The sequence below is a fragment of the Acinetobacter chinensis genome, assembly GCF_002165375.2.
Classification (GTDB): domain Bacteria; phylum Pseudomonadota; class Gammaproteobacteria; order Pseudomonadales; family Moraxellaceae; genus Acinetobacter; species Acinetobacter chinensis.
This window is the reverse complement of sequence record NZ_CP032134.1, coordinates 1,897,602-1,912,156: the sequence shown is the minus strand read 5'-3', so window position 1 is coordinate 1,912,156 and position 14,555 is coordinate 1,897,602. Positions and strand designations below refer to the sequence as shown.

Here is a 14,555-nt window from a genome sequence, read left to right as displayed (position 1 = left end):
TCAAATACCTGTAACCGATAATAAAGCTGAATCAAAACTGGTTGTATTCTGGCGGATGGCAACGGTCTGAACGTTGTCACGGGCTACAAGGTCAGCCAGGGTGATCTTTGCAAGATAATCGGCAATGTGGTGGGAGAGTTCATGCCATAAGTCGTGAGTCAGGCACATTGCACCATTCTGGCAGTTTCCTTTATGGTCACAACGGGTCGCATCGACAGTTTCATTTACAGCTTCAATGATTTCCAACACTGTAATTTCTTCTGCGCTGCGTGCAAGGTGATAACCACCATTTGCACCTCGGACACTGGAAACCAGGCCATGACGCTTTAATTTTGCAAATAACTGCTCTAGATAAGCGACTGAAATGGTCTGGCGGGCTGCAATTTCTGCAAGTGTGATCGTCTGCTCAGATGGCTGCAAAGCTAAATCAAGAAGTGCAGTCACTGCGTAGCGACCGCGAGTTGTTAAGCGCATGATTCGATACACATGTTGTACTGGATGTGTAGATTTTAAGAATCCTGACTAAAATAGTCAAGTTTTTTATTAATGATCTATTATTTTTAATTCGTTAAAAAAATTAAGTATTTAGGCTAGCCAAAAATTATACACTAATAAAGCAATTAAAAGCACGACTGTTACAAAAAATGTGATGTTAATACGCTTCTGTTTCTGCTCCATGCGACGGATACGGTTCTGATACTGCTTCACTTCAACCTGTAAAGTATTGATCCGTGAGCGTTGCTGATCAATTTTCTCAAGCAGGGGAGCAATCCGTTTTTTTGAAGCAACAGCTTCATCTTCATCGGATGATCTGAACCAGAGTTTCCAGTCAGACAGAACTTTAGGGATGCTGAATATAAGCACAAGATCACGAAATTCATCCTTTAATGTACTGTCACCATCTATACGCATTGATTTGACGCTTTTTCTGTTTCCGAAAACAAAAATTTTCACCAGATCCATCAGGGTCGTGCGGATATCAAGGTCAACGGCTTTTTCAGGCGCTTTTAAGTCAAAAAGCACACCGTGTTCGCTGAACTGTACATAGAAGTCAAAATAAGGGATATAGCTGTTGAATTTGATAGCGATTTTCTGATCTACAAATTTCTTTGCCTGAAGAGCTGCCACTTTGTCGTGCTTCAAGATAATGGTGAAAACTGTTTCAATAATAATCATCATTAATGTCAGCAACAAATGTGGTTGATTTTGTCTTTGTTGCGCTTCACTCATAACAGCCTGTTCCTTTTCCTGTTCCTGAATTCAGGAAGTCCTGTTCCTGTGTAGGAAAATGATTTCAAAAAATCAAAAAATAAAACTGATTTGTAGAACAGTTTAATAAAACGTTCAAGTCTTTAATTTGATATTATGCGATTATACCCATATTTTGTGGATAAAATTGTCTTGCATATGTATTGCAGATTATAAAATAAGCAGGAGTATTGCTGATGGATAAAGCAACTACAGAGGTGGAAGTGGATCAGGATCTACAGGACGCTGTGCCGGAAAAAGGACAGAAATCCCGCCAGGGACGAAAATCTGCACTGGATTTCAGAAAATATACAAAACAGATCTGGCTTGCAGGTCTTGGGGCTTTTTCAAGAGCGGAAGAAGAAGGTAATAAACTGTTCGACTCACTGGTGAAGGTGGGTGAAGAACTGGAATCCAGGACGACTGATGCAGCTGATCAGGCTGTAGAGAAAGTTTCGGAAAAAGCAAAAGAATCTGTATCGGATACTAAAGACAAAGTGGAACGTCTGCTTGATCAGAGGGTTACGCATTCTCTTAACCGTATCGGGCTTGTTTCTGTAAAGGACATCCAGCATCTGGAACAATTGATCATGCAGCTGCATGAAAAGGTCGACACTTTGTCTGAAGAAAACAGGCAAATAAAAGAAAGAATCACTGAAAAGTGAAATTACTTTATCTGTTTCTCAATTTTTCACCGATTTTTTGGTCATTATTTTGTAGAAATGCATAAAACAAGTATTGCCTTTACCCCTAAAGCATTGCTATAAAGGCGTTATGGTAATATAAACTATATTTCTGGACCTTAAATAAACGATATTAAGAGGACGTAACCTTCATGAATAAATCAGAATTAATTGATGCGATTGCAGAAAAAGGGGGATTGTCTAAGACTGACGCTGGTAAAGCCCTCGACGCAACGATTGCTTCCGTTACAGAAGCACTTAAAGCTGGTGATACAGTAACTTTAGTCGGTTTTGGTACTTTCAGCGTTAAAGAACGCGCTGCCCGTACTGGTCGTAACCCACAGACTGGTGCAACGCTTGAAATTAAAGCAAGCAAAGTACCTAGCTTCAAAGCAGGTAAAGGTCTGAAAGATTCAGTTGCATAAGTAACTGTATTTGCCAGAAGACGCGCCAGTTTGGCGCGTTTTTTATTATTATTTCTAAAATGCATCGCCTGCGCATTCATTCATTACTGGTTTTCGGGTAAAATCCCCCAGAAATAAAATATTGGAATACTTATGGAATCTTTTCGTAAAGTTATTAAGGGTTGGTTGGGCAAGGTACTGCTGGTACTGTTTCTGACCCCATTGGCGCTTGTAGGTATTGAAGGATATTTTAGCAGTGGACAATCTAAAGACGCTGTGAAATCTGTCAATGGTCAGGATATAACGCAAAAAGAACTTGACTCACTGACCGATACATTCAAAAAACAATACCTTTCATATGTGAATGGCGATGAAACACTGCTGAATCAGAACTTTATAAAAAATAAAGCAATGGATACCTTAATTGCACGTACCTTGCTTTTGCAGCAGGCTGAAAAGCTGGGGATTTCATTAAGTGATACACAGATTGAACAGATGATTGCTCAACAGCCAAGTTTCCAGGCAAACGGTAAATTTTCTGAACAACTGTATTCCAATTATTTACAGTCTGTGGGTATGACCAGTCCAGCACTGATTGCAAATCTGCGTCAGGATCATGCATTAAAAATGCTGACAGCGACATTTACGGATTACACATTGGTCAGCCAGCTCGATATCCGTCAGATTGCTGCTTTACAGGCTGAACAGCGGACATTGCATCTTGCAAGTATTCAGCTTGATGAATATAAGCCAGCTGTCAAAGTCAGTGCTAAAGAAATAGCAGATTACTACGCTAAGCATAAAAACAGCTTTAAACAGGCTGAAAGTGTGGATGTGGATTATGTAGAGCTGACTCCTGCAGATATTGCACCTGCCAGTACCCAGGTTACCGATGCTGAGTTACAGCAGGCTTATGCGCAGTTTGTGGAAACACAGAAAAAAGAAGCGAAAGTTTCTGTTAAACATATTCTGATTACTGCTGATACCCGCAGTGATGCTGAAGCTAAAAAACTGGCTGCCGATGTTTCTGCCAAAATCAAAGCAGGTTTAAGCTTTGCTCAGGCTGCGGCACAGTATTCTGATGATCCTGCATCAAAGAGTGCGGGTGGTCAGGTCGCTGCTTATGATAAAGGTGTCTTTGGTGACAGTTTTGATCAGGCGGTGTCAGCACTGAAAGCTGGTGAGACTTCAGCACCTGTTAAAACACAGTATGGTTATCATCTGATTCAGGCAGAATCTGCACAGTTGAAATTGCCTTCGTTTGAAATAGAAAAACCGCGTCTGATGGCTGAACTTCAAAAGTCAAAAACTGCCAATGCCTTTTCAGATGCTGTAAACAGTCTGAATGAGCTGGTTGTGGGCAGTGATGATCTGAGCGTAATTACTCAGGAAGTGAAAGGGGTTCAGGTTCAGTCTGTTAAAGGTCTGACACTTTCTGCACAGCATCCTGTATTGAGTGATCCAGCAGTAAAAGTAAAACTTTTCAATGAAGATGTGAAAAGTGGTGACAGAAATGCATCTGGCAATATTCAGCTGACAAATGGCAATGTGGTCTGGGTGAAAGTTCGTAACCATGTTTCAGCAGGTGTACAGACACTTGCAGCAGCAACGCCTGCTGTCAAAGCTAAACTGATTGATCAGAAAGCATATGAAGCAGCTAAAGCTAAAATTCAGACAACTTTAAATGAGTTCAAAGTTCAGCCTGCATCAAGTGTTGTAGCAAAAAATAAAATTGCATTTGTTGATGCTGGTGTATTTACCCGTTCTGAAGGTCGTTTGAAACGTGAAATTGAAAGAGCTGCATTCAGTCTCAATACGCCAAAAGCAGGTATGTGGTCTGTAACAACAGCTGCCTTACCGGGAGAGATGGTTGTAGTGGCTGTTTCTGCTGTCGATAAATCAGCAGTGGATGCAATTCCAGCTGAACAGCTTCAGGAACTGACCAAGCTGTATCAGCAACTTCGTGGTCAGCAGGAACTGGATGATTACACTCAGTATCTGAAAGCTCATGCAAAACTGAAATAAAACTTCTGTAATAAAAAACCAGCCCTAAGGCTGGTTTTTTATGCTCTGTACAATCGCTGTATAAGTATGAAATAAAAATCATATAAGCTACAGGCTGATCACGGCAGGTTGTGTTGCAGATATATCGACTTATTCAGTTCGGATTTTTAATTCATAACCGGTATATTTACGGATATTGATAACGCCTGTGTCCATAATCAGATATTGCCCTTTAATCCCATGTAATTTCCCACGGATAACCGGTGTCTTATCCAGGTTATGTGATTTGATTTTTTCAGGGTATTGTTCAACTGGATAAATAAACTCCCGTGGCAGTTCATCTTCAAGCAGTTCAATATTTTCATTAAATTCCAGGTTTTGCCCGAACTCATTACGGATCGTTTCGATTTTTGGAGCAAACTCATCGATCAGTTGTTCTCTGATTTCAGTTAAATTAATCGGCTCAGCTTCACCCTTTAACAGTTTGCGCCAGTCCGTTTTATCTGCAACCTGAGTTCCGAACATAATTTCAAGCTGACCTGACAATCTTCTTGAGCCTACTTTCATGATAGGTAATGCCTGAGTTGCACCCTGATCCAGCCAGCGTGTTGGCATCTGCCCAAGACGGGTAATGCCAACTTTTAAGGCACTGGAATTGGCAAGGTAAACAATATGAGGCTGAAAGCAGACTTCATGAGCAAAAGAGTCTTCTCTGCATGTTCCCAGGTGATAATGGCAGGTTTCTGGCTTCATGATACACATATCACATGAAGCTTTTGTTTTAAAACACTTAAAGCAGTGTCCCTGCGAATAGGATTTTGGGGTTTTTGAACCACAGGATACGCAGTAAATATTTCCGGTCCATTCCAGCTCGATCTCCTGTCCAGGTAGAAATGGCAGCTGAACTTCTGATCGGTCCAGTATGAATTTGTATTCAACATTTGCCCTGTGCGTCTGTTGATCAGTTACACTAAGGTCTTTAAGACCCGCGTGCATTTTATGGCAAATGCCCTGAAGTTCCATTTAAATACTCTCAATCTGAAAAAGGATGCTGCAATGGCTGAACAGAATGTCATTACATCTATGCTGGAAGATTTATCTGCCGAGCAGTCTATACAGACAGCACTCTGTATTGGGCAGGATCTGACGCAATATGACAACAATCAAGCAATTCAATGGCAGTATTTTAACGCAACTGATTTTTTAAATCTGCCATTTACGCAGCGTTTTGATCTTGCATTTGTTTTGCTGGATACCGATGAAATGGTGGCAATCACACTTCAGCACAAATCTCAGCTGCTTGTGAAGTTGCGGGATCTGATGGCAAAAAAGATTGTTGTGGTCTGTCAAAGGCAGGATGAGCAACTTTTAAGGTCTTTAGGGTTTACACAGCTGATAGATAAAACAACACATGACAGCAATTTTGCACTTTGGCAGTTCAATATATTGACCTACAAACATGTGCCGGACTGGTTCAATTCAAAATTCTGGGCAAATCCTGAAAACTGGAATAAATTTCGTTGGTAAATACTTGAATATCCACCAGGAATAATAAAATTTCTTGCAAAAATTAACAAATCGCGCTGTTGTAACTCTGGTATTTCCAGGTATGCTGTCTTTGAGTAAAAAATTATCAGATAAAAGGATGACGTATGACTGATTTAAGTAATATTGTAGAAATTCTTGCGAAGCAGGCACTTGGTGGTCAACAGCAGTCACAGGGTGGACTCGGTGGTATTCTTGGCTCGCTCCTGGGTGGATTGGGTGGTGGACAACAGCAGTCGCAGGGCGGATTGGGCGGTATTCTAGGTTCAGTGCTGGGTGGATTGGGCGGTCAGCAGTCAGCGCCAGCAGCTACAGGCGGATTTAACGCACAATCGCTGTTGATCGCAGTTGTACCTTTGGTTCTGGGTTGGATTCAGCAACAGGGCGGTTTACAGGGTGCACTGGCTAAACTGCAGGGCGCGGGTCTGGACGGTCAGGTTCAGAGCTGGGTAGATCCATCTCAGTCCAACAGTGCCGCTTCTGCACAGCAGATACAGTCGTTGTTCAACACACAGGAGGTTGAACAGGTTGCGCAACAGGCACAGGTTTCAGCTCAGGAAGTCTACGGTGCTATTTCATCCGTATTGCCGCAGATCATAGATTCATTGACACCGCAAGGTGATGCAACTGATCAACATGAAGCGAATGCAGATATTCAACAGGTTATGAACCTGGTTTCTGGTTTTCTGAAACGTTAAGTTGTTTCTGCTGTAAAAAATCCAGCTATGTTGCTGGATTTTTTTTATCAGCAAAGTGGATATACAGACTTACTAAAAGCAAAAAAAGAATATGCCGAGGCATATTCTTTTTTATTCAGGAAGATACTGCTGATCAGAAGTTAAGTTCCAGACCTACACCAAATACAGTCTGTTTCTTCTCAGGAGTTTTTGTTGTTGTCCAGTCACGTTTCTGCTGAGCAACTAGACCGTACAGTTTTGCCTGTTTGTTCAGGGTATAGTCAACGCCTAAACCGTATTGATCAACGGTTTTGTCTTTCTGACCTTTTTCAGAAGTGTCAGCAGACTGGTACTGAGCTTTAACTGTTACAGGTGTTTCAGCAATTTTATATGCTGCATTGATTACCCATGCATCTTCTTCAAGGTTTGCAGCTTTACCTTCATCTGAAGTTGCTTCAGCAGTTTGATAAAGTGCATTCAGACCTAGACCTGCAACGCCTACTTTGCCTAGGTCATATGAACCTGCAAGGCGGAATGCATCAGTTGCCTGTTTCGTGCTGCCAAAAGTTGATGCAGAGTATTTACCTTTAACATCAAAGTCAGCACCCAGAGCAACTGCAAGACCTAAATCTTTATTTTCATAAGTAATGGATGATGAGATCGCATCGCCAATACCGTTGTCACCGTCTTTTTTGTTTTCTTCACCCTGCTGAAGCATCAGGTTGAAACCAATGCCGGCAAGCAGTTTAGGATCTGTTTCGAAACCAATAACGTTTTTAAGACGTTCTTCACCATAAATCATGCTTGTGATATCGAAAGCGTGATCATTGAAAATATCATTTTTACTGGCAGCAGCACTTTTGAAATATGAGTCATAGTTACCGACTTTTAAAGTACCGATATCCGCCCATTTTAAACCACCGAAAATATTACGTTTTTTGAAAGTCTGGCTGTCATCTTCGTCGCCATCAACACTGATTTCCCATTCAGCAAGGTAAACCGCAGAAAGTTTATCAGAAATTTTTTCTTCGCCTTTAACACCAATACGGGAAGCATTTGAATTTACTTCAGTCACATTTTCTGTGCCGAAGCTTTTATTATCAAACTGATCAACAGAGACATTCACCTTACCATAAAGAGTAGGTGCTGCTTGCGCTGCACTTAAGCTTAAGGTTGATACCGCGGCAGCGAGAAGCAATTTTTTCATTTAGATTTCTCCAGAACACAATTTTTTATGGCGTTAGCCTTAACTCTTTTTTTAAGTTTGCCTATGTAGTACAAAAAGTTACATGTGCTTACTAACTTGCATTGAAGTATCTGCAATCTATGTGACAGTGAAATGAAGAGGAGATGACAGTTTGATGACGTGGCTTAAAGTGTATGACAATTTTATATTTTCTTTATTTTTATAAGCTTAAATAAAAAGGAGCAGATGCTCCTTTTTATTTGTAGATGTATTTATTCTGAAAAGAGTCAGAGCGCAGCTTTAATTTTTTCCGCTAGCGCTGCAATTTTTTCCTGATCACCCATTTGAATGGCATGCTTACCCAGTTCGTGCACTGAACTTGGGATCAGGTGGAAATGTACGTGTGGAACAGTCTGACCTGCTGCCATACCTGACAGTTGCATCAGTACAATTCCTTCAACGCCCAGGCCTTTTTCCATAGCTCTGGCAATTTTTTGAACAATCTGGATGGTATATGCTGCATTTTCAGCAGGTAAGTCTAGCAGAGTAACGGCAGCTGTTTTAGGAATGACAAGTGTGTGACCATCTGCCTGTGGCATGATGTCCATAAAGGCAAGAACCTGATCATCTTCATAGACTTTGATGGCTGGTAGCTCGCCACGTAAAATTCTGGCAAAGATATTCTGATTGTCGTAAGCCATGTCTGTTCCTTATTAAGTGAATGAACGTAATTATTTACAGTTCAATTCTTTCTGACGATCCTTGATTTCGTCAAGTCGTTGTTGCTCTTTATCTGAAAACTTTGGTTTACTTGTATAACAGTTGTCATTACCAAACTTAGCTTTTGCTTCAGGGTCTTTAAAACAGAAACCTTTTGATGCATAGATGACATCATGATCATTTTTGAGTTTCTGACATTCCTGTTCAGGTGAAGCGGCCACAGAGTTTACCCCGGTAAGAGCAGCAAGACTCGCAAATACAGCAATAGTGAACCTGTTCATAAGAGTTTCCTCAGAGTTTGTAACATTGTGTGTTGGCACATATTCACAATATTGGGTTTCGTTATGATTAATCAATAGCACCTTATTATTCTATTGTAATCTTACTCCATGATTCGTACATTTTTACAGCAGTGGAAAAGTCACTGTCTTTTTCAGATAAATCACTGGCAGCCTGAATCAGGCTTTGTGTTAAAGCAATCACAGGTGCAGAGAGTTTTGCATCACGGATCAGGTCGAGTGCAATTCCTGTATCCTTTGCCAGTAAAGGCAGTGCAAAGGTTAAAGGAAATGAGCGGTTTAAAATACGCTGTGGTAAAACAGTTTCGGTCACCATGCTTTTTCCACTGGAAGCATTGATACAATCAAGTGCCTCATTCAGGTTCACACCATGTGCTTTCAGTGTGGTAAATCCTTCAGCGACTGAGCAGAGGTTTACAGCCATTAACATATTGTTTACGGCTTTGACTGCAAAACCTGCACCGGATTCACCGACATGTTTAATAAGTTTGCCAAATGTCTGCATGGCAGGCAGTGCTTTCTCAAATGCTGCGGCATCACCACCAACCATGACGGTCAGTGTGCCATTTTCCGCGCCTACAGTCTGTCCACTGACAGGTGCGTCCAGGAAATCGACATTTTTCAGTTTCAGTTGTGCAGCCAGTATTTTTGCAGATGCAGGCACGCCACTTGTACAGTCCACCCAGACAGAACCTGGCTTCAGTTCCAGTTCTGTAATGAGCAGTTCAACATCCTGGCTGGTTGGAAGGCAGGAGAAAATAATGTCTGCCTGAACAGCTTCGTTTAATGTTACAGCCTGTGTTCCATACTCAGCAGCATGCTTTTCAGCTTTCTCAAAGTTTCTGTTCCAGACCAGTACCGTACTGAAGTGCTTGGTTAAATGTGCTGCCATACGGTAACCCATTGCGCCTAATCCAATAAATGAGACTGACTGAATCATGAAAACTCCTTAAATTTTTGTTGAACGTTGATCCAGCCATTCAGCAAGTGCAGGCCAGAACTCTTCTGAGCTCTTCTGGCTGGACATCAGTCCCAGGTGTCCACCCGGAACAAGTGTAAATGTAACATCTTTACTGCCAGTTAATGCAGTCAGTGGTTCAACAGCAGCAGCTGTCACCATCTGATCATTTTTACCTGCACCAATCAGCAAAGGACAATCAATATGCTTTAACTCAATTTTTTGCTTTTTCAGCTGAATTGAGCCATTTTTTAATGGATTCTGCAGCCATACATTAAACAGCATATCCTGGTTTACGCCAGCGGGATAATCTACCATATGGTTCAGAAAATTACCCAGTGTTGCATGCTCATGAATGGTCTGATCATCATCCAAATTCTGTAACAGTTGCTTATGACCATCGTACCAGCCTTTAGGATCGAGTATTTTAAAGCCAATGGCGTTTAAGAGACCTGGGGTATGCAACAGTCGTTTCGGTAAAATCCCTTTATATACTTTTTGCTGAAAAGCAGGGCGTTTTGACAGCATGTAGTTAATACGGCGATACAGTTTACCAATGCCACCGGATTTATAGCTGTCAATCGGACTGCCCAGTACAATCAGGTTTTTAACGGCACTTGGGTGGTGGCGTGCAGTGTAAAGCAGTACAAAAATACCTGCCATGCTCCATCCGTGTAATGAAATCTTTTCACTGCCTGAATGTTTCTGAATGCTTTCGATACACTGTGGTATGTAATTGTCGATGAATGTCAGGAAATTAAAATCCCGGCTGTCATATTTCAGTCTTCCCCAGTCAAGCAGATAGACATCAAAGCCTGCATTCTGGAAGTATTTGATCAGTGAGCGGTAAGGGTACAGATCGTAAATTGCCATATTGATTGCCAGCGGTGCTGTAAACACCAGTGGCTCAGCATACTTTTTTTCTGGCGCTGCATAATAACGGACTCGGGTACGGTCGAAACGGGCAATGACCTCATAAGGTGTGGACTGAGAAAGCACCAGTGATTTGCCATTAAAAATCCGGGTGGACAGATTTTTGAGCTTGCTGTTGAGCAGTTGCTTTTTATTTTCGGTTTCTTTCATTCTTTTCATATTCTGAAATGGCGGGCTTGTATGAAGTCTAAGCGATAATTTCATATTATGCCTTGACCTTAAATACCGTAGACGCTCAAAATATTGGCAATGATTTATACAGGCGGTCTGAAGGACTGAGCAAAAGACATGAACCAACAAGATGAATTTGAATATCAACTGGATACTTTAGCAATCCGTACAGGTCATGACCGTACTTTTGAGGGGGAACACAGTGAGCCAATATTTCTGACTTCTTCTTTTGTCTGTGAAAGTGCTGCCGATGCTGCTGCTAAATTTTCAGGCGAAATTCCAGGGAATACTTATTCACGTTATACAAATCCAACCGTGCACACTTTTGAAAAGCGTCTGGCTGTCCTGGATGGTGCTGAACGCGCAGTTGCAACCAGTTCAGGTATGGCAGCAGTTCATGCGGTGTGTCTGGCTTATCTGAAAGCAGGTGATCATGTTATCTGTTCACGTGCAGTCTTTGGTTCAATCATTTCACTGTTTGAAAAATACGTCGTCAAATTCGGTGTGGATGTTACTTTTGTAGATCTTGAAGATCTGGATGCATGGAAAAAGGCAGTACGTCCAAATACCCGTCTGCTGTTTATTGAAACACCATCGAACCCTCTGGCTCAGGTCGGTGATATGCAGGCAATTGCAGATATTGCACATGAACACGGCGCTTTATTTGCAGTGGATAATACGTTCTGCACGCCTGTTTTACAGCAACCGATAAAATTTGGTGCAGACCTGATTGTTTATTCATCAACCAAATATATTGATGGTCAGGGGCGTGCGCTGGGCGGTGCTGTCGTGGGTAATCATCAGTTACTGGAAGAAATTAATGGTGTAATCAGAACTTTGGGTAACTCCATGAGTCCTTTTAATGCCTGGATTTTCTTGAAAGGACTGGAAACACTCAGTCTGCGTATGAAAGCACATTGTGCAAGCGCTCAAAAACTGGCGGAATGGCTGGATCAGCATGAAAAAGTTGAGAAAGTTTATTATGCAGGTCTGCCACATCATGAAGGACATGAATTGGCTAAAAAACAACAGTCCGGATTTGGTGGTGTTGTTTCCTTTGTAGTGAAAGGTGAACGTCAGGGTGCGTGGACAGTAATTGATAATACACGTTTCTTATCCATTACAAGTAATCTGGGTGATGTTAAGTCGACCATTACTCATCCTGCAACCACTTCTCATGGCAGAATGTCTGCAGATGCTAAACAGGCAGCAGGAATTGTGGAAGGATTAATCCGTATATCTGTTGGTCTTGAAGATATTGATGATATTATCGGTGACATCAGTCGTGGTCTGGATTTAATCTGATCCCGTTTTATGATTTAAATTTTATGTTCGGAGAACTTTATGAACATTAATATGTTGATGCAGCAAGCGCAGCGTATGCAGAAAGACATGGAAAGCAATGTCAAAAAAGCCAAAGAGGAGCTTGCGCAGACTGAAGTTCAGGCTGAAGCAGGTGGCGGTCTGGTGAAAGTCACCATGACCTGTCGCAATGTTGTTAAACGTATTGAAATCAATCCTGAACTGCTTCAGGACGATCCAGATATGATTGAGGATCTGATTGCTGCAGCAATGAATGATGCTGCACGTCAGGCTGAAGTGATTACTGAAGAGAAAATGAAAGGTGCTAATTCTGGAATGGGCTTGCCACCAGGTTTGTCAGGTTTATTCTAAGGAAAGCAGATAGTGTTCAGCGATCGTTTTGATCAGCTTGTACAGGCTTTGCGTATTTTGCCAAGTGTTGGGCCGAAATCGGCTCAACGCATGGCATTACACCTGTTGATGAAAAACAGGGAAGGTGCTGTAGGGCTTGCACATGCTTTAAATGAAGCAACTGGATATATTCAGGAGTGTACAGTCTGTCATTCTTTAACAGAGGATGAAGTCTGTAATATCTGCCTGTCTCATGATCGTGATACGCATGTACTGTGTGTTGTTGAATCACCGGCAGATGTTATGGCTATTGAGCAGAGTGGCAGTTTCAGAGGGAGATACCATGTTCTGGGGGGGCATCTGTCACCTTTGGATGGAATAGGTCCCGATGAAATCGGTATTCCGCATCTGATCCACCGTTTAAGCGATGGTCAGATTACTGAAGTCATCCTGGCGACCAATGCAACCGTAGAGGGGCAGGCAACGGCTCACTATCTGGTGGAAGCAGCCAGGCATTTACCTGTACAGATGACCAGGATTGCTCAGGGCGTACCTCAAGGTGGTGAACTGGAGTATGTGGACAGTCACACACTCAGTCAGGCAGTACACAACAGAATGCGTATGAAATAAGTGCTGAACTTATTTCATACATACCATGAACATTCATCTGTTTATAATGAAAGAATGCAGGTATTAAATAATATAAAAAACATATAAATAAACTATTAAATTTTTCTTAAACACCAAATATATATTAAATAAAACCTGAGTGGATGAAATTTGTTATATATATAGACTATATATGAGTTAGAATGCCATTCAAGAGAATCTAATATTAGACTCGCAGATTATGTTTCAGTTTATTCAACAGCAAAAAGATCTTGAAAATGTATTGGCATTGATGGGTCAGACGAAAACTTATGGGCTCGACACCGAATTTATTAAGGTGGATACCCTTTGGCCTAAACTTGGGCTTTTTCAGATCAACGTAAATGATCAGATTTATTTACTCGATGGTACAACACTGGATCTGACTGGTTTCTGGCAGCGGCTTTTTTCGGCTCAACAGAACGTCTTTCATGCCTGTAGTGAAGATATCGACCTGATTTACCATTATTCACAGCAGAAAGAGCTGAAGAATGTGTTTGATACACAGGTGGCATTATCTTTTCTGGGACATGGGTTGCAGGTCAGTTATCAGAATGCTTTAAAACTTATTCTTGATGTGGATATTGAAAAAGACCAGACCCGTTCAGACTGGCTGGCAAGACCCTTAAGTCCTGAGCAGATGAATTATGCAGCCAATGATGTGCTGTATCTGATGAAGCTCTCAGACAATATTCAGCTTGAACTTAAGAATAAAAGTCTACTCAGTTTTGTGCTTGAAGACTGTTCAAATCTGACACATGAAATTGGTGTGGAAACCCTTGCGGATGAGCTGTACCACGATATTGGCAACTACAGACATTCACGGCGTCAGTTAATGCAGCTGCAGCAGATTGCTGTCTGGCGCGAACAGATGGTCAAGGCATTAAATCAGCCGAGAAGTTTTATATTGCGTAATTCAACCATGATTGACATGGTCGAAAAAAATCCACGTAATCATTTTCAGCTTTCAACAGTAAAAGACATCAGACCCAATATTGTGCGAGAGCATGGTAAAACCATCCTGGATCTGCTGAAGTTTTTACCTGAGCAGGAACATTGGCCACTCAGAATGGCACGACCGATCAGACATGCAAGCAAAGAAACCGAATCCCGGGTGGAGATGGTGATTCAGAATGCATCGCTTGAAACGGATATTCCAAAAGAAGTTCTGATCAGAAAAAAATGGATGAATGCAATTTATCAGCATGTGGTATTTCATAATGATGAGGAAAAACTGCCTGCATTTTTGAAAGGGTGGCGTTATGAGTTGCTGACACAGCCCTTGATTGAAATTCTTCAGGCAGATGAACAGTATCTGTCAGGTCAGATGAAAGTACTTGATTAGTCAGGGACTGTTTGTTTAAAGAATTGTCAATTACACAATTTCACGACTGATGCGTTAATAATCACTAATGTATCAGTCTTT

The 14,555-nt window shown here is 41.5% G+C and carries 17 protein-coding genes; 9 read left to right on the top strand and 8 right to left on the bottom strand.

All coding sequences use genetic code 11. The features are described 5' to 3' along the window. Complete coding sequence (locus tag CDG60_RS10065; RefSeq protein ID WP_087512243.1) at nucleotides 1-474, bottom strand: Rrf2 family transcriptional regulator; 474 nt, start codon at nucleotides 472-474, stop codon at nucleotides 1-3. Nucleotides 475-585: 111 nt separating this feature from the next. Next, nucleotides 586-1,230 (bottom strand): hypothetical protein, encoded by a 645-nt coding sequence (locus CDG60_RS10060; protein WP_087512242.1) that lies wholly within the window; start codon nucleotides 1,228-1,230, stop codon nucleotides 586-588. Nucleotides 1,231-1,445: 215 nt separating this feature from the next. Here CDG60_RS10060 and CDG60_RS10055 point away from each other — a divergent pair, with 215 nt between their 5' ends. From CDG60_RS10055 to CDG60_RS10045, 3 genes are all read left to right on the top strand, one after another. Then, nucleotides 1,446-1,913, top strand: coding sequence for a phasin family protein (locus CDG60_RS10055; protein WP_087512241.1), 468 nt, complete (start codon nucleotides 1,446-1,448; stop codon nucleotides 1,911-1,913). A 170-nt stretch (nucleotides 1,914-2,083) separates the two neighbouring features. Further along, nucleotides 2,084-2,356: a non-specific DNA-binding protein Hbs gene (hbs, locus tag CDG60_RS10050; protein ID WP_087512240.1), complete on the top strand. Its 273-nt coding sequence runs from the start codon at nucleotides 2,084-2,086 to the stop codon at nucleotides 2,354-2,356. Between the two features lie 132 nt (nucleotides 2,357-2,488). After that, entirely contained in the window at nucleotides 2,489-4,360 is a 1,872-nt protein-coding gene (locus CDG60_RS10045) for a SurA N-terminal domain-containing protein (RefSeq protein WP_087512239.1), read from the top strand. Nucleotides 4,361-4,489: 129 nt separating this feature from the next. On the opposite strand, the gene CDG60_RS10040 is transcribed toward CDG60_RS10045, so the two are convergent. Further along, on the bottom strand, nucleotides 4,490-5,362 hold the full coding sequence (locus CDG60_RS10040) for a DUF2797 domain-containing protein (RefSeq protein ID WP_087512238.1): 873 nt from the start codon (nucleotides 5,360-5,362) through the stop codon (nucleotides 4,490-4,492). A 33-nt stretch (nucleotides 5,363-5,395) separates the two neighbouring features. Here CDG60_RS10040 and CDG60_RS10035 point away from each other — a divergent pair, with 33 nt between their 5' ends. Then, nucleotides 5,396-5,866: a DUF6231 family protein gene (locus CDG60_RS10035; protein WP_087512237.1), complete on the top strand. Its 471-nt coding sequence runs from the start codon at nucleotides 5,396-5,398 to the stop codon at nucleotides 5,864-5,866. A gap of 125 nt (nucleotides 5,867-5,991) precedes the next feature. Next, nucleotides 5,992-6,582 carry a YidB family protein gene (locus tag CDG60_RS10030; protein ID WP_087512236.1) on the top strand — a complete coding sequence of 197 codons (591 nt, stop codon included), beginning with the start codon at nucleotides 5,992-5,994 and terminating at the stop codon, nucleotides 6,580-6,582. Between the two features lie 133 nt (nucleotides 6,583-6,715). Here the strand turns inward: CDG60_RS10030 and CDG60_RS10025 are convergent, their stop codons facing one another. From CDG60_RS10025 to CDG60_RS10005, 5 genes are all read right to left on the bottom strand, one after another. Then, on the bottom strand, nucleotides 6,716-7,768 hold the full coding sequence (locus tag CDG60_RS10025) for a porin (protein ID WP_087512235.1): 1,053 nt from the start codon (nucleotides 7,766-7,768) through the stop codon (nucleotides 6,716-6,718). Nucleotides 7,769-8,034: 266 nt separating this feature from the next. Next, nucleotides 8,035-8,448, bottom strand: coding sequence for an HIT family protein (locus CDG60_RS10020; protein ID WP_087512234.1), 414 nt, complete (start codon nucleotides 8,446-8,448; stop codon nucleotides 8,035-8,037). Nucleotides 8,449-8,478: 30 nt separating this feature from the next. Next, complete coding sequence (locus CDG60_RS10015) at nucleotides 8,479-8,748, bottom strand: YARHG domain-containing protein (protein WP_087512233.1); 270 nt, start codon at nucleotides 8,746-8,748, stop codon at nucleotides 8,479-8,481. Nucleotides 8,749-8,833: 85 nt separating this feature from the next. After that, nucleotides 8,834-9,706: an NAD(P)-dependent oxidoreductase gene (locus tag CDG60_RS10010; protein ID WP_087512232.1), complete on the bottom strand. Its 873-nt coding sequence runs from the start codon at nucleotides 9,704-9,706 to the stop codon at nucleotides 8,834-8,836. Nucleotides 9,707-9,715: 9 nt separating this feature from the next. Then, a complete protein-coding gene (locus CDG60_RS10005; protein ID WP_087512231.1) occupies nucleotides 9,716-10,816 on the bottom strand; it encodes an alpha/beta fold hydrolase in 1,101 nt (366 codons plus the stop codon). A gap of 129 nt (nucleotides 10,817-10,945) precedes the next feature. On the opposite strand from CDG60_RS10005, the gene CDG60_RS10000 reads away from it, so the two are divergent. From CDG60_RS10000 to CDG60_RS09985, 4 genes are all read left to right on the top strand, one after another. Continuing rightward, the gene (locus CDG60_RS10000; protein WP_087512230.1) at nucleotides 10,946-12,133 is read left to right on the top strand and encodes an O-succinylhomoserine sulfhydrylase; all 1,188 of its coding nucleotides are present in this window, start codon (nucleotides 10,946-10,948) and stop codon (nucleotides 12,131-12,133) included. Nucleotides 12,134-12,172: 39 nt separating this feature from the next. Then, entirely contained in the window at nucleotides 12,173-12,502 is a 330-nt protein-coding gene (locus CDG60_RS09995) for a YbaB/EbfC family nucleoid-associated protein (RefSeq protein WP_087512229.1), read from the top strand. Between the two features lie 12 nt (nucleotides 12,503-12,514). Further along, nucleotides 12,515-13,111 (top strand): recombination mediator RecR, encoded by a 597-nt coding sequence (gene recR / locus CDG60_RS09990; RefSeq protein WP_087512228.1) that lies wholly within the window; start codon nucleotides 12,515-12,517, stop codon nucleotides 13,109-13,111. A gap of 220 nt (nucleotides 13,112-13,331) precedes the next feature. Next, the gene (locus CDG60_RS09985; RefSeq protein WP_087512227.1) at nucleotides 13,332-14,474 is read left to right on the top strand and encodes a ribonuclease D; all 1,143 of its coding nucleotides are present in this window, start codon (nucleotides 13,332-13,334) and stop codon (nucleotides 14,472-14,474) included. The last annotated feature ends 81 nt before the right edge of the window (nucleotides 14,475-14,555 follow it).

Coding starts and splice junctions, on each gene's coding strand:
- CDG60_RS10030 (WP_087512236.1), top strand. CDS start 5,992: ATGACTGATTTAAGTAATATTGTAGAAATTCTTGCGAAGCAGGCACTT.
- CDG60_RS10025 (WP_087512235.1), bottom strand. CDS start 7,768: ATGAAAAAATTGCTTCTCGCTGCCGCGGTATCAACCTTAAGCTTAAGT.
- CDG60_RS10010 (WP_087512232.1), bottom strand. CDS start 9,706: ATGATTCAGTCAGTCTCATTTATTGGATTAGGCGCAATGGGTTACCGT.
- CDG60_RS10055 (WP_087512241.1), top strand. CDS start 1,446: ATGGATAAAGCAACTACAGAGGTGGAAGTGGATCAGGATCTACAGGAC.
- CDG60_RS10005 (WP_087512231.1), bottom strand. CDS start 10,816: ATGAAAAGAATGAAAGAAACCGAAAATAAAAAGCAACTGCTCAACAGC.
- CDG60_RS10015 (WP_087512233.1), bottom strand. CDS start 8,748: ATGAACAGGTTCACTATTGCTGTATTTGCGAGTCTTGCTGCTCTTACC.
- CDG60_RS09995 (WP_087512229.1), top strand. CDS start 12,173: ATGAACATTAATATGTTGATGCAGCAAGCGCAGCGTATGCAGAAAGAC.
- CDG60_RS10040 (WP_087512238.1), bottom strand. CDS start 5,362: ATGGAACTTCAGGGCATTTGCCATAAAATGCACGCGGGTCTTAAAGAC.
- CDG60_RS10060 (WP_087512242.1), bottom strand. CDS start 1,230: ATGAGTGAAGCGCAACAAAGACAAAATCAACCACATTTGTTGCTGACA.
- CDG60_RS10045 (WP_087512239.1), top strand. CDS start 2,489: ATGGAATCTTTTCGTAAAGTTATTAAGGGTTGGTTGGGCAAGGTACTG.
- CDG60_RS10000 (WP_087512230.1), top strand. CDS start 10,946: ATGAACCAACAAGATGAATTTGAATATCAACTGGATACTTTAGCAATC.
- CDG60_RS10020 (WP_087512234.1), bottom strand. CDS start 8,448: ATGGCTTACGACAATCAGAATATCTTTGCCAGAATTTTACGTGGCGAG.
- CDG60_RS09985 (WP_087512227.1), top strand. CDS start 13,332: ATGTTTCAGTTTATTCAACAGCAAAAAGATCTTGAAAATGTATTGGCA.
- CDG60_RS10065 (WP_087512243.1), bottom strand. CDS start 474: ATGCGCTTAACAACTCGCGGTCGCTACGCAGTGACTGCACTTCTTGAT.
- CDG60_RS10035 (WP_087512237.1), top strand. CDS start 5,396: ATGGCTGAACAGAATGTCATTACATCTATGCTGGAAGATTTATCTGCC.
- hbs (WP_087512240.1), top strand. CDS start 2,084: ATGAATAAATCAGAATTAATTGATGCGATTGCAGAAAAAGGGGGATTG.